At 72.4% G+C, this 13,251-nt stretch carries 9 protein-coding genes; 3 read left to right on the forward strand and 6 right to left on the reverse strand.

The window, feature by feature from the left end; genetic code table 11:
- Positions 1–2: 2 nt before the first annotated feature.
- Both AB0J88_RS22150 and AB0J88_RS22155 read right to left on the reverse strand, forming a co-directional pair.
- Positions 3–1,139 carry an SIS domain-containing protein gene (locus AB0J88_RS22150; protein ID WP_364360890.1) on the reverse strand — a complete coding sequence of 379 codons (1,137 nt, stop codon included), beginning with the start codon at positions 1,137–1,139 and terminating at the stop codon, positions 3–5.
- On the reverse strand, positions 1,136–2,434 hold the full coding sequence (locus tag AB0J88_RS22155; protein WP_364360888.1) for a D-tagatose-bisphosphate aldolase, class II, non-catalytic subunit: 1,299 nt from the start codon (positions 2,432–2,434) through the stop codon (positions 1,136–1,138). The genes AB0J88_RS22150 and AB0J88_RS22155 overlap by 4 nt, the downstream gene beginning before the upstream one ends.
- 103 nt (positions 2,435–2,537) lie before the next feature.
- Here AB0J88_RS22155 and AB0J88_RS22160 point away from each other — a divergent pair, with 103 nt between their 5' ends.
- Positions 2,538–3,332, forward strand: coding sequence for a GntR family transcriptional regulator (locus tag AB0J88_RS22160; RefSeq protein WP_364360886.1), 795 nt, complete (start codon positions 2,538–2,540; stop codon positions 3,330–3,332).
- Between the two features lies 1 nt (position 3,333).
- Here the strand turns inward: AB0J88_RS22160 and AB0J88_RS22165 are convergent, their stop codons facing one another.
- Positions 3,334–4,128 (reverse strand): GntR family transcriptional regulator, encoded by a 795-nt coding sequence (locus AB0J88_RS22165; RefSeq protein WP_364360884.1) that lies wholly within the window; start codon positions 4,126–4,128, stop codon positions 3,334–3,336.
- Between the two features lie 113 nt (positions 4,129–4,241).
- On the opposite strand from AB0J88_RS22165, the gene AB0J88_RS22170 reads away from it, so the two are divergent.
- Both AB0J88_RS22170 and AB0J88_RS22175 read left to right on the forward strand, forming a co-directional pair.
- Entirely contained in the window at positions 4,242–6,311 is a 2,070-nt protein-coding gene (locus AB0J88_RS22170; RefSeq protein WP_364360882.1) for a glycoside hydrolase family 36 protein, read from the forward strand.
- Between the two features lie 75 nt (positions 6,312–6,386).
- On the forward strand, positions 6,387–7,103 hold the full coding sequence (locus tag AB0J88_RS22175; protein WP_364360880.1) for an SDR family oxidoreductase: 717 nt from the start codon (positions 6,387–6,389) through the stop codon (positions 7,101–7,103).
- A gap of 3 nt (positions 7,104–7,106) precedes the next feature.
- Here AB0J88_RS22175 and AB0J88_RS22180 read toward each other — a convergent pair whose 3' ends face one another.
- The 3 genes from AB0J88_RS22180 to AB0J88_RS22190 are packed head-to-tail and all read right to left on the reverse strand — an operon-like array spanning position 7,107 to position 13,193.
- Complete coding sequence (locus AB0J88_RS22180) at positions 7,107–7,979, reverse strand: ornithine cyclodeaminase family protein (RefSeq protein WP_364360878.1); 873 nt, start codon at positions 7,977–7,979, stop codon at positions 7,107–7,109.
- Position 7,980: 1 nt separating this feature from the next.
- Entirely contained in the window at positions 7,981–9,282 is a 1,302-nt protein-coding gene (locus AB0J88_RS22185) for a M1 family metallopeptidase (RefSeq protein WP_364360876.1), read from the reverse strand.
- Positions 9,267–13,193 carry a Pls/PosA family non-ribosomal peptide synthetase gene (locus AB0J88_RS22190; protein WP_364360874.1) on the reverse strand — a complete coding sequence of 1,309 codons (3,927 nt, stop codon included), beginning with the start codon at positions 13,191–13,193 and terminating at the stop codon, positions 9,267–9,269. The genes AB0J88_RS22185 and AB0J88_RS22190 overlap by 16 nt, the downstream gene beginning before the upstream one ends.
- Between the last annotated feature and the right edge of the window lie 58 nt (positions 13,194–13,251).

Consider the following 13,251-nt stretch of genomic DNA (forward strand, 5'->3'; position numbering starts at 1 on the left):
GCTCACCTCCGGTAGGGGTGCATGATCGCGCCCTGGACGACGCGGTTGACCTCGCCGCCGGGGAATGGGTTGTCGGGTGTGCGCCCGAGTGCGAGAGAGAAGTGCAGGCCGATCAGCTGGGCGCAGAGGACGGCCGGCAGCGCCAGGGCGGCGTCGTCCACATCGGAGATGCCGTCGAGGGTCCAGGCGTCCGACCGACCACTGTGGGCGGTCACCGGGACCAGGTTGCGGGCCGGGATGACGCGCAGCAGCTCGGCGACCATGTCGCGGTCGTACAAGCTGGTGTAGGGGTCGTTGGACTCGTAGCTGACGACCAGGGTCGTGTCGGTGAGCACGGACTTCGGCCCGTGCCGGAAGGCCAGCGCCGACTCGGACAGCGCCACCGCGCCGCCGGCCGTCAACTCCAGCACCTTCAGCGCCGACTCCCGGGCCAGTCCGTGCAGGGTGCCGCTGCCCAGGTAGACGATCCGGTCGTAGCCCCGGGCGGCGAGGTCGGCCGCCGCGGCCGGTCGGGTCGCCAGGACCTGCTCGGCCGCGGTGGCCAGGCGCTCGACCAGCTCGTCGTCGCGGCCACCGAGGGCCAGCAGACCCGCCAGCACCATGCCCGTGAAGCTTGACGTCATCGCGAAGCCCCGGTCGTTGGCCACCGCCGGCAGCAGCACCACCGACGAGTTGGGCCGGTCGGCGTGCTGCCGCGCGAGCGTCCCCTGTGCGTTGCAGGTGACCACCAGGTGAGCGCAGTCGGTCAGCACCTGCGAGGCGAGCTCGGGCGCGGTTCGGCTCTCCGGGCTGTCGCCGGAGCGCGCGAACGAGACGAGCAGCGTCGGCACGTCCTCGGCGAAGCAGGCCAGGGGGTCGGCGACGATGTCGGTGGTGGCGATCGCCTCCACGCGGCGGCCGAGCCGGCGGCGCAACGACGGAGCCAACACCTCGCCGACGTACGCCGACGTGCCCGCTCCGGTGAGGATGACGCGCAGGTCGGGCCGCTCGAGCAGCGGCTTGAGGAACGCGTCGGTGTCCGCGCCCTCCAGCTGGCCGATCTCGCGCCACACGGCCGGCTGCTGCGCGATCTCGCGGCTGGTGTGGAGGGCGCCGAGGCGGCGCAGCTCGTCGACGTCGTGGCCGAGGAGGGTGCTCATGCCGCCTCCCGCCGGTGCGAAGGGGTGACCGCCCGGCGGTAACCGCGCAGGACGTCCCGGATGCGGTCGAGGACGAGGTCGACGGGGTCGGCGGCGAGGAGGCCGGCGCGGACCCGCTGGTACTGGTCGGGCAGGTACTGGCTGAGCAGCGGCAGGGGGATCGTCCGGCCGGTCAGGTTGGCCAGCAGTAGCCGCTCCGCCTCCTGGATCTCCGGATCCGGCCAGTAGTAGCGCATCCGGTCGCTATAGCTGAATCGCCGGGCGAGGCGCTGCTCGTCGGCGTCGCCGGTGTAGTACCTGGCCCACTGCGCGGGCTCGGCGCGCATCCGCCGTTCGACCACCTCGGGCAGCCGTTCGCGGCTGTCGCCGTCGAGCTCCTCCTCGATGGCGGCGAGAGCGAACAGCGCCTCCCGCAGCGCGAACGTCAGGCCCGGCCCGACCTTGAGCACGGCCCAGTGGTCCTCGACGAGGGCGGCGAGCCGCGGAACGGTCTGGTAGTCGGTGGAGTGGGCCTCGAAGACCATCGCCGGCTCGTCGTCCAGCACGGCCCGCAGGTCCTGGGTGCGGCCGCGGTCGTAGTCGACGACCCGGAGGTGGTCGAACTCGACGCCGGGCTGCACCACCAGGGCCAGCACCTGTGGCCAGACGTGCCCGAGGCCCCGGGCGGCGAACGCCTTGCGGTGCTGGTCGAGCGTGCGCAGGGCCGAGTCGGCCGTGGTGGGCCGCAGGTCCTCGATGGACTCCTGCGCCCCGCCGGGAACCGGCACCTCGGTGCCGATGACGTAGCGGAGTGTGCCGGCCCGGCCGGTCGCGGCGGCGGTGCGCTCGGCGACCTCGAGCATCCGGGCGGCACGGGCGGCCATCACCTCGTCGGTCAACGGCGTCCGGTCGTCCGCGCACGGGTAGCTGCAGTCCAGGTGGATTTTGGTGAAGCCGGCCTCGACGTACGCGGCCACGAGCACGTCGACGTGTGCCATGGCCTCTTCCGCCGGAAGGTCGCGCCAGCGGTTCGGGCCGAGGTGGTCGCCGCCGAGCACGACCCGGTCCCGCGGCAGGCCGGCGTCGTCGGCGGCCCGGTGCACGAGATCGCGGAAGTCGGCCGGTCGCATACCGGTATAGCCACCGGTCTGGTCGACCTGGTTCGAGGTCGCCTCGATCAGCACGAGGTCGCCGTCGTCGCGGGCCTGCGCCATCGCGGCCGTCAGGACCAACGGGTGGGCGGAGCAGATCGACGTGATGCCGACCGGTTCCCCCTGTTTGTGCCGGGCGACCACGGCGTCGAGCGGGTTAGTCACGGGGTGGTTCCTCCTCGCCGTACCAAGGTGGGTTGGACCCTACTGGTATTAGAACTGGCCGGTCTACTGTCTGGGTGGTATGTAATCCGGTACGCTGCCCGTCATGGTCGTTCCCCGTGAGCCCGCCCTGCCCAAAGCCCTGCCCGCGAGCTCGGCGGCCCTGCTCTACGGGCGCACCGCCACGCGACTGGTCGACGACCTGGTCGCGGGTGGTTTCCGCCCGGGCGACCGGCTGCCGTCCGAACGCGTCCTGTCGGAGCACTACCGCGTCTCGCGGTCGACCCTGCGGGCGGCGCTGACCCAGCTCGCGGAGCAGGGCGTCATCACGCCCTCGCCGGCTCGCGGCTGGTTCCTCACCGACCTGACCGCCGGCGACGGCCGCACGCAGCAGCCCGGCGACGGCCGGCCGTCCGGGCACGTGGTGCAGGGCTTCGCGGACTACGCGGCGGAGCACGGCCTGGCCACCAACGCGGTGGTCCTCGAGTCCCGGGTGCGGCCCTGCGTGGTCGCGGAGTCCGAGACGCTGCGCATCGCGCCCGGCGCCGACCTGTTCGAGATGCGCCGGCTGCGCTACCTCAACGACCTCGTCGTGGTGCTGGAGCACAATCGGCTGCCGCTGGGGATCTGCCCGGCGCTGGTCACCACCGACTTCACCACCGCCTCGCTGTACGCGACCCTGCGCGCCGCGAAGCCGCCCCAGCTACCCCGGCTGGCGCAGTACACAGTGGAGGCACGCCAGCCGTCCGATGAGGAGCGTCGCCTGCTGGAGGTCGATGACACCGTGCCCATGCTGGTGGCCACCCAGCTGAGCTTCAACCAGGACGGCCAGCCGATCGAGCTGACCGTCCAGGTCTACCGCGGTGACCGGTACCGGTTCCGCGGATCGATAACAGACTGACTCACGCCCGGTTGGTGATGGAGGCCCGGAAGCGGTAGCGGTCGCCCCGATAGACCTGCACCGTCAGCTCGATCGGCCGGCCCGCCTGGTTGAAGGTGAGCTGGGTCGCGACGAGCATCGGCATCGTGTCGCCGATCTCGAAAAGCTCGATCTCGCGCGGCGTCGGGTGCCGGGCCTCGACCGAGTAGTCGGCGACCCGGGGGAGCTGTGGCGGATCCGCCGCGCGCAGGGTCGCGTACAGCGATGCGGTCGTGAAGTCGGTCGTGGCCAGCGCCGGGCAGGCCGCCAGCGGCAGCCGGTTGTGCTCGAACGCCACCAGCAGGTCGTCGAGGTAGCGCAGCCGGTGCAGCTCGAAGACGTCGGCACCCGGCGCGATCCGGAGCTCTTCGGCCTCGGACACCGTCGCCGGACGGACCGCGGCGGAGAGCACGCGGCTGCTCGGCGTCAGCCCGTTGACGCGAGCGAAGTCGGCCAGGCCCTGCACCTGCGGCTGGGGCGGGGCGGCGGTCGGGGCCGCCGGCGCCGCCGGGGCCGGGTCGAGGTCGCCGATGAACCAGCCGCGGGAGGACGCCGGTCGCACGATGCCCCGCGACTCGAGCTCGCTGAGGGCGGCGCGCAGGGTCACGCGGGACACCGCGTAACGGGTGGCCAGGGCCCGTTCGGAGGGCAGCCGGTCGCCGGAGCGGGCGGCATCGGCGCGCAGGTCGTGGAGGAGTTGGGCCGCGGTGCGCTCGTAGAGCGGGAGCGCCTCGTCGGCGAACAGGCGACGCGACGTGGGCGTCGTCTTGACGGTCATACCGGACCATAGCAGTCGGTGACCGGACCAGAAAACAACCATTCGCATACCGTTGACAAGCCATTTCCGTGCCACTTACGTTCGTCGAACTGAACCCCGAAAGGGAGTGCGACATGACAGACCTGAAGCGGCGAACCGTCCTGAAGTTGGCATTGGGAGGCGCCGGTTTGGCCGCTATCCCCGCCGTGGCTGTCGGCGCCACGCCGGCGGCCGCGAAACCCAGGCACGACCACGACGTCGTCGGGGTCGGCGACGACTCCATCACCGTGGAGTTCGACGACAACCTCCACACCCGGGTGGCCCTCGAGGGCGTCGACGTCACCCGTTTCGACGCCAGCGAGACGCTGCTGCTGGGCGGCACAACCGTGGCCGACTTCGCCTACCGGGGCCACGACACCCGCAAGACCAAGCATTCCCGGCACGGCGCGGGCGTCCAGGTGACCGTCTGGGGCGACTCGGCCGAGGGCGTACGCAAGACCGTCGAGCTGACCTCGTTCGAGCGCCTCGCCGGCATGGTCGTCATGTCGGTGACGTACACCAACCGCTCCCGTGCCGACCTGGCCGTGACCGGCTGGCGCAGCGGCGCGCACGAGGTGCTGGAGAAGCCCGGCGGCTTCTATACCTTCTCTGGCACCACCTACCGCAACCGGCGCGACTGGGTGCGGCAGGTGACGGCGACCTTCAACCAGAAGAACTCGCTGGGCATGGACTCCTCCGACTACGGCGGCGGCACGCCGGTGGCCTCCGTCTGGCGGCAGGACGGCGGCATCTCCGTCGGGCACGTCGAGCCCGTGGCGCGGATCCTGCGCCTGCCGGTCAGCAAGTCGGCGAACGGCGCGAGCATCGCCGTCGAGGGTGACGTCGTGCGCACCCTCAAGCCCGGCGAGCACCTGACCACCGATACCACGTTCGTGACCGCCCACAAGGGCGACCACTTCGTGCCGGTGCAGCGCTACCGCGACTACATGAGCGACATCGGTCAGCGGGCGCCCAAGTCCCCGAAGGCCAGCTTCGAGACGGTCTGGTGCGCCTGGGGCTACGAGCGGAACTTCACCACGGAGCAGGTCGTCGCGACGCTGCCCAAGGTGCGCGAGGTCGGCCTGAAGTGGGCGGGGCTCGACGACGGCTGGCAGACCAACGAGGGCGACTGGGACATCAACCTCGCCAAGTTCCCGCGCGGCGAGGCCGACATGAAGGCCTTCACCAAGGCGATCCGCGACCAGGGCCTGCGGCCGCGGCTGTGGTGGGCGCCGCTGGCGGCGGACCCGGAGAGCAACCTGTTCGTGAACCGCCCCGACATGCTGCTGCTGGACGCCAACGGCCAGAAGCAGCGGGTGACGTGGTGGAACGCCTGGACCCTGTGCCCGGCCTATCAGCCGGTCGTGGGCTACTTCGCCGCGCAGGCCGCCAAGTTCATCGGCGAGTGGGGCTACGAGGGTCTCAAGATCGACGGCCAGCACCTCAACGGCGTCGCGCCCTGCTACAACCCGGCGCACCACCACGCCCGCCCCGAGGAGTCGGTCGAGGGCCTGGCCCAGTTCTGGAAGGCCGTCTACGAGGCCGCGCACAAGGCCAACCGCAACGCGGTCGTCGAGCTGTGCCCCTGTGGCACCGCGTTCGCGTTCCACAACCTGCCCTACATCGACCAGTACCCGGGTTCGGACCCCGAGTCGTCGTACCAGGTGCGGCACAAGGGCAAGACCATGCACGCGCTGATGGGCCACGGCGCGAGCTACGCCGGCGACCACGTCGAGCTCAGCGACAACGGCGACGACTTCGCATCGACGTACGGCGTCGGCGGTGTGCTGTCGACCAAGTTCACCTACCCCGAGGGCCCGGACAACGACACCCTGCTCACGCCGGAGAAGGAGGTCCTCTGGCGCAAGTGGGTCAAGCTGTACGACAAGAACATGCTGCCCACCGGTGAGTATCGGGGCGAGCTCTACGACATCGGCTTCGACAAGCCCGAGACCCATGTCGTGAGCAAGGATCGAGCGCTGCACTACGCGTTCTACGCCGACTCGTTCGACGGCACGGTGGAGCTGCGCGGGTTGGGGAAGGGCCGGTACCGCCTGACCGACCCGTTCAACGGTGTCTCGCTGGGCACCGTCGACGCCCGGCACAACACCGTCAAGGTGACCTTCGAGAAGTTCCAGCTGATCGTGGCGGAACCGACGCACTGACCGGCTGTTCCCGCGGGTCTCCGGTGGTTCCGGAGACCCCGTTTAGCCCCGGTGGCCAGGGGAAGACGGCGATTCATGCGGATCGCAGGTTCAGTTGCGCTCGTTACTGGCGGGGGCCGTGGGTTTGGCTTGGCGATGGCCGAGGAGCTCCAGGCGCGCGGCGCGAAGAAGGTCTATGTCGGGGTGCGGAACCCGGCCGACGTCTCGCACGCCGGAGTCGAGGCGGTCGAGGTCGACGTCACCGACACCGCATCGGTCAGCGCGGCGGCGGCTGAATGCGACGACGTGACGCTGCTGGTCAACAACGCCGGCACCGGAGCCCTCCACGAGGAAGGCACGCTCGATCCGGACCTGGTGAAGAGCATGGAGCGGGTGTTCGACGTCAACGTGTACGGGACGGCCCGCTCGGCACAGGCGTTCGCTCCGGTGATCCTGCGCAACGGGGGCGGTGCGATCGTCAACGTCGTGTCCGACCAGGCGTGGTACGCCCGCCCCATCCTCTCCGCGTACGCGGTCAGCAAGGCAGCCGTCTGGAACTTCACCAACGCGCTGCGGCTGGACCTGCGCCCCAAGGGCGTCGAGGTGCTCAGCCTGCACGTCGGCTTCATGGACACCGAGCTGGTGCGCGGCCTGGACGTGCCGAAGAACGACCCGCACCAGGTCGCCGGCGCCACCCTCGACGCCCTGGAGCAAGGCGCGCAGGAGGTGCTGGTCGACGAGCAGTCGAGGCTGGTCAAGCGCTCGCTGTCGACCGACGCCGGCTACTACCTCGACCCGCCCGCCCTCGGCTAGAACCTATCCGCGCGGCTGAGCCTTCAGGACGGCCTCGGCGACGACGAGGTCCTGCCACGACATGCCGACGCTCTTGAACAGCAACGGCCGGTCCCGCGGGGGAGTGGTGCGTCCGGTGACCACGTCCCGCATCGGCACCAGATCGCTCTCGCGGATCGCGCCTTCGTGCAGGGCCAGGCAGACGTCGCCGGCCTCGCGCAGTGCGGTCGCGACGTCCTCGACGACGACGGTGGCCCGCGCGCACAGCGCGGCCGGCACCTCGCGGGCGTCCGGCTCGTGCGAGCCGACGGCGATCACGACGGCGGTGTCCTGGATCAGGTCGGCGTCGAACAGCGGGGTCCGGGCGGAGGTGGCGCAGACGACGACGTCGGCCGCGCGCAGGACGTCGTCCGCCACGTCGTTTCTGGCCAGGTACGTCGTCGAGGCGAGCGGCACGGCCGCGGCGAGAGTCGCGGCGTGCGCGTGCGCCTGCGGGCCGGCTCCGAAGACGGCGAGCCGCAGCGGGCCGGGCATGGCCAGCAGCCGCGGTCGAACAGCGGCCACGGACACCGCGGGCGTCCGCAGGGTGGTCAACGCGGTGCCGTCGAGGACAGCCCGCAGGCTGAGGGAGTCTGCATCGAAGACCAGGTACGACGCCTGGATGCGGGGCAGGCCGCGCGCCGGGTTGTCCGGTGCGACGGTGAGCACCTTGATCCCCGCGTACGCCTGGGACAGCTCCGACGGCATCAGCATGAGCTCGCCACCGTGCAAGGGGACCGCCTGGCGGGGAAGGTCGGCAGACGGGTCCAGCCCGGCGACGAGGGCGGAGGCGATCGCCTCGACGGCGGCGAGCGGAGCACACGCGGCGCGCACCGCGTCGGCGTCGAGAATCAACATGTCACAGCGGCAGGGCCGGCTCGTACAGCCACGCGGTGAACAGCTCACCGAGCGGCCGCGACGTGTGGTGCTGGGCCAGCGTCGTGAAGTCCTCCGTGGTCACCGTGCCGTGCTGGCAGGTCCGCACCCAGTCGCGCACCAGCGCGAAGAACGGTGCGTCGCCCATGACCGTGCGCAGGGCGTGCAGGGTCAGCGCGCCCCGCTGGTAGACCCGGTCGTCGAACATCCGGCGCACTCCCGGGTCCGCCACCCGCAGGTCCTGGGGCAGGCCGGCCAGCAACCGGCGCGAGCGGGCCGCGTGCATCGCCGCCGGTTCGCCGCCCGACAGCTCCGACCACAGCCACTCCGCGTACTTCGCGAAGCCCTCGTTCAGCCAGATGTGCCGCCAGTCCGCCACCGTCAGGCTGTTGCCGAACCACTGGTGCGCGAGCTCGTGGGCGACCAGCCGCTCCGACCCGCGCCGGCCGTCGACGTGGTTCGCGCCGAAGATGGACAGGCCGTGTGCCTCGACCGGCACCTCCAGCTCCTCGTCGACGACGACGACGGCGTACTCGCCGAACGGGTACGGCCCGAAGACGCGCGAGAACGTCGTCATCATCTCCGGCTGCCGGGCGAAGTCGTGGCTCACCGGCGTGATCAGCCGCGGCGGCACGGCCAGGCGCTGGGGAATCGGGCCGGCGGCGAGGTCGACCAGCGCGTACCGTCCGATCTGGACCGTCGCGAGGTAGGTCGACATCGGCGCCGGCTGCTCGTACACCCAGGTGGTTCTCGTGGCTCCGGCCGTGCGGGAGACGAGCGTGCCGTTCGCGACGACCGTGTAGCGCGACCCGGTGGTCATCGCGATCCGGTACGTGGCCTTGTCGGCGGGGTGGTCGTTGCACGGGAACCAGGACGGCGCACCCGTCGGCTGGCTCGCCACCAGCGCGCCGTCGTCGAGCAGCTCCCAGCCGAGGTCGCCCCACCGGCTGGAGATCGGTTGCGGCGCGCCGTCGTAGCGCACCGTGACCGTGAACGGCCGCCCCGCCCGCAGCGGCGACGCCGGACGGATCCGCAGCTTGCCCGCGCGATGGCCGTAGCGGGCGCGGGCGCCGTCGACCAGGACCTGGCCGACCTGGAACTGGCCGAGGTCCAGGCTGAGCTCGGTGAGCGTGCTGTCGGCCGTCGCCGAGATCGTCGCCCGTCCGGCGAGGCGGCCGTGGCCGACCCGGTAGTCCAGCTCGAGGTCGTAGTGCGTCGTCCGGTAGCCGACGTTGCCGTGCCGGGGCAGATACGGGTCGGCGCTCACCTTCAGTCCGCTTGCCACGCCGCGATCGGGTTGCCCAGCCAACGGCCGCCGCCGGGCACGGTCTCGCCGCGCATGACCAGCGACGCCGGTCCGACCGTGGCGTGCGCGCCGACCGTCGCGCCCGGCAGGACGATGCCGTGCGGGCCGAGGGTGGCGCCCTCCTCCAGAGTCACCTGATCCATGCGCATGATCCGATCATGGAACAGGTGGGTTTGCACGACACAGCCGCGGTTGACCGTGGCTCCGTCGCCGAGGCGGATCAGGTCGGTCTCCGGCAGCCAGTAGGTCTCGCACCACACGCCCCGCCCGATCCGTGCACCGAGGCCGCGCAGCCACAGGCTCATCAGCGGGGTGCCGCCGACCGAGCCGGCGAGCCACGGGACCGCCAGGACCTCGACGAAGGTGTCGGCGAGCTCGTTGCGCCACACGAAGCTGCTCCACAGCGGCCGCTCGCCGACCCGGAACGCGCCGACCAGCAGCCACTTCGCCGCGAGAGTGACCACACACGCGGCGAGGCCGGCGGCGAACAGCAGCGGGCCGGCGACGGCGAGCGCGACCAGGTAGCCGCCGCCGGTGGCGAGCGCCTGGAGACCGGCGAGAGCGAGCACCGCGAGGGCCACCGTGCACATGACCGGAATGACCCGGCACACCTCGACGGCGGCCCGCGCGAGCATCAGGCGCGTCGACGGGTCGAACGTTCGGCTCTGGTCGCCGTCGGCCACCGCGCGCGGCACCTTCATGGGCGGCATGCCGAGGTACGAGCTGCCGGCCTTGGCCTTCTTCGGCGTCGCGGACAGCACGCCGACCAGCCCACGGTTGGGCACGGCCCGGCCGGGCGCGGTCATGCCCGAGTTGCCGAGGAACGCGCGCTTGCCGACGCTGGCGGCGCCGATCCGGAGCCAGCCACCGCCCAGCTCGTACGAGGCGACCATGGTGTCGTCGGCCAGGAACGCCCCGTCGCCGACGGTGGTCATCGCCGGCACCGCGAGCACGGTCGACGCCTCGACCCGGCGGCCGACCCGCATGCCGAGCGCGCGCAGCCAGACCGGCGTGAAGAGGCTCGCGTACAGGGGGAACAAGCCGACCCGGGCCACGCTCATGAGCCGCTCGGTCGCCCACGCCTGCCAGGCGACCCGCCCGTGCACCGGGTGGTAGCCGGCGCGCAGGCCGACGCTGAGCGCGCGCACGAGCGCCAGGATCAGCAGCGCGTACGTCGCCATCACCACCACCGTCGCCAGCGGCACGCCGATCAGCGCGTGGCCGAGAGCGGCCTGGAGAGTCGTGGTGCCCTGCACGAACCGGCCGAGCACCAGCAGGCCCGGCACGGCCGCGATCGCGGGGAGCAGGCCGAGCAGGAGCGAGGTCAGGCCGTACGCCACGGTCCAGCGCCGCACGCGGTCCGGGCGGCGCTGCGGCCAACGGCGGGCCGCCCGGCCGGACCGGCTCGCCGGAACGCCGGCCCACCGCTGTCCGGTGGGCACCGAGCCGATCACGCCGGACCCGGGTGCGACCTCGGCCCGCTTGCCGACCCGCGCGCCGGGCATCAGCGTGCTGCGGGCGCCGACCGTCGCGCCGGCGCCGATCCGGATCCGACCGACGTGCACGAGGTCACCGTCGACCCAGTGCCCGGACAGGTCGACCTCCGGCTCGATCGCGGCGCCCTGCCCGATCCGCAGCATGCCCGTCACCGGCGGCAGCGAGTGCAGGTCGACCCCGGCTCCGATCTTCGCGCCGAGCGCCCGTGCGTAGTAGGTGATCCATACCCCGGTGAGGTTGGTCGCGCCGCTCGCCGCCGCCAGCTGCTCGGCCAACCACAGTCGCATGTGGACACGACCGCCGCGCGGATAAGTGCCGCGGCGCAGACCCCGCAGCAGCAGGCGGGCGCCGCCGGCCGCGATCGCGATGCGGCCGGGAGGGCTGATGAACGCCAGCCAGCCGGCCAGAACCCACCACCAGGACACGGTCGGTGCCCACGGGTACGAGCCGAACAGCGCGAGCACGTTGTCGATCGCGGCCAGGGTCACGACCCAGCGCAGCCCGACCACCCCGAGCAGCGGAAGCATCAGCGCGGTCTGGGCGACGCCGGTGCGCCGCGGCGTCGGGAGCACGGTGCGGGTGGCCGCCTCCGCGGCGGTGAAGTCGTCGAGCCGGCGGGCCAGCGCGCGCAGGGTCGGATGCTGGTAGACGTCGCTGACCGACGCGCCCGGGTGGTGCGCGCGCAGCAGCGTCACGAGCTGTGCCGCGCCGAGGCTGGAGCCGCCGGAGGCGAAGAAGTCGTCGTCCGGGCCGTTCGGCGCGACGCCGAGGATCTCACTCCAGCACTCGGCCAGCCAGGCCTCTGTGCCCTCGAGGCGATGGACGGTCGCGGCGGCCTCGAGCTCCGGCAGCGGCCACGGCAGGGCGGCCCGGTCGACCTTGCCCGACGTGCGGGTGGGCAGGGCGTCGACCAGGGCGATCAGGGGGACCAGCGCGGCGGGCAACGCGGCACGCAACCGCTCGACGGCCGCCGCCTTGTCGAAGCCGCCGTCCGACGTCGGCACGACGTAGCCGACCAGGAGCTGGTTGCCGTGCTTGGTGGTGCGCACCGCGGCGGCGGCCGCGGCCACGTCCGGCAGTGCCTGGAGGGCCGCGTCCACCTCGCCGAGCTCGATGCGGCGGCCGCCCAGCTTGACCTGCTCGTCGGCGCGGCCGAGGAAGACCAGGCCCTCGGGCTCGGCGCGGACCAGGTCACCGCTGCGGTACGCGCGGGACCAGCCCAGCGAGGGCAGCGGCGCGAACTTCTCCGCGTCCTTCTCGGCGTCCAGGTAGCGGGCCAGCCCGACACCGCCGATCACCAGCTCGCCGATCTCGCCGATCGCGGCCGGGTGACCCCAGGGACCCATGACCGCGAGCTCCCAGCCGTCGAGCGGCAGCCCGATGCGCACCGGACCCTCGCCGGTCAGCTGCGCGGCGCAGGCGACGACGGTGGCCTCGGTCGGCCCGTACGTGTTCCACACCTCGCGGCCCTCGACGGCCAGCCGCTCGGCCAGCTCGGGCGGGCAGGCCTCGCCACCGAAGATCAACAGCCGCACGTCGTCGAGGGCCTCGGCCGGCCACAGCGTGGCGAGCGTCGGGACCGTGGAGACCACGGTGATCCGCTGCTCGACCAGCCACGGTCCGAGATCCATCCCGGTGCGCACCAGCGCGCGCGGCGCGGGCACCAGGCAGGCGCCGTGCCGCCACGCGAGCCACATCTCCTCGCATGACGCGTCGAACGCGACCGACAGCCCGGCGAGCACCCGGTCGTCCGGCCCCAGCGGCTCGTCGCGCAGGAAGAGGCGGGCCTCGGCGTCGACGAACGCGGCGGCGGAGCGGTGGGTCACCGCGACGCCCTTCGGCCGGCCGGTCGACCCGGAGGTGAAGATGATCCACGCGTCGTCGTCGGGGCCGGGCCGGCGGGGCTTTCCGCCCGGTGCCCGGCGCGGCGTCAGCGTGCGCTCCGGTCCGAGGACGGCACACACGTCGGCCTCGGCGAACACGAGCTCGGCGCGCTCGTCCGGGTCGTCGGCGTCCACCGGGACGTAGGCGGCACCGGCGGCCAGGACCGCGAGGATCGAGACGTACAGGTCGACGGTGCCGGACGGCACGCGGACCCCGACCCGGTCGCCGACCCCGACGCCCGTCGCCACGAGCCGCTGCCGCAGCTCACCGATCTCGGCTTCGAGCGCCCGGTAGCTGAGCTGGACGGTCCCGTCGTCGATCGCCGAGGCGTTCGGGTGGAGCTGGGTGGTTTGGGCGAGGATGTCCAGAAGGGTGCGCGTCGGAGGCGCGTTCTCCGCGGAGTAGAGAGCCCACGGCTGGGCGGGCGCGACGGGCAGCGGCTCGGCGGGGGACTCAACCAGATCGACTTCGGCCACGTACGCGTGCACGCTCCACCCTCCGACGAACATGAGCTGCACCGCCGGCGGGCAAGGCGCATCGGATCGCGGCGGCACACCGCGACCACCG

Origin of the sequence: Asanoa sp. NPDC049475 (genome assembly GCF_040676915.1) — a bacterium.
Taxonomy (GTDB): domain Bacteria; phylum Actinomycetota; class Actinomycetes; order Mycobacteriales; family Micromonosporaceae; genus Asanoa.

Bases quoted from the DNA above. Each gene is read 5' to 3' on its own strand.
- AB0J88_RS22165 (WP_364360884.1), bottom strand. From the start codon at position 4,128: ATGACCGTCAAGACGACGCCCACGTCGCGTCGCCTGTTCGCCGACGAG.
- AB0J88_RS22170 (WP_364360882.1), top strand. From the start codon at position 4,242: ATGACAGACCTGAAGCGGCGAACCGTCCTGAAGTTGGCATTGGGAGGC.
- AB0J88_RS22180 (WP_364360878.1), bottom strand. From the start codon at position 7,979: ATGTTGATTCTCGACGCCGACGCGGTGCGCGCCGCGTGTGCTCCGCTC.
- AB0J88_RS22160 (WP_364360886.1), top strand. From the start codon at position 2,538: ATGGTCGTTCCCCGTGAGCCCGCCCTGCCCAAAGCCCTGCCCGCGAGC.
- AB0J88_RS22175 (WP_364360880.1), top strand. From the start codon at position 6,387: ATGCGGATCGCAGGTTCAGTTGCGCTCGTTACTGGCGGGGGCCGTGGG.
- AB0J88_RS22150 (WP_364360890.1), bottom strand. From the start codon at position 1,139: ATGAGCACCCTCCTCGGCCACGACGTCGACGAGCTGCGCCGCCTCGGC.
- AB0J88_RS22190 (WP_364360874.1), bottom strand. From the start codon at position 13,193: ATGTTCGTCGGAGGGTGGAGCGTGCACGCGTACGTGGCCGAAGTCGAT.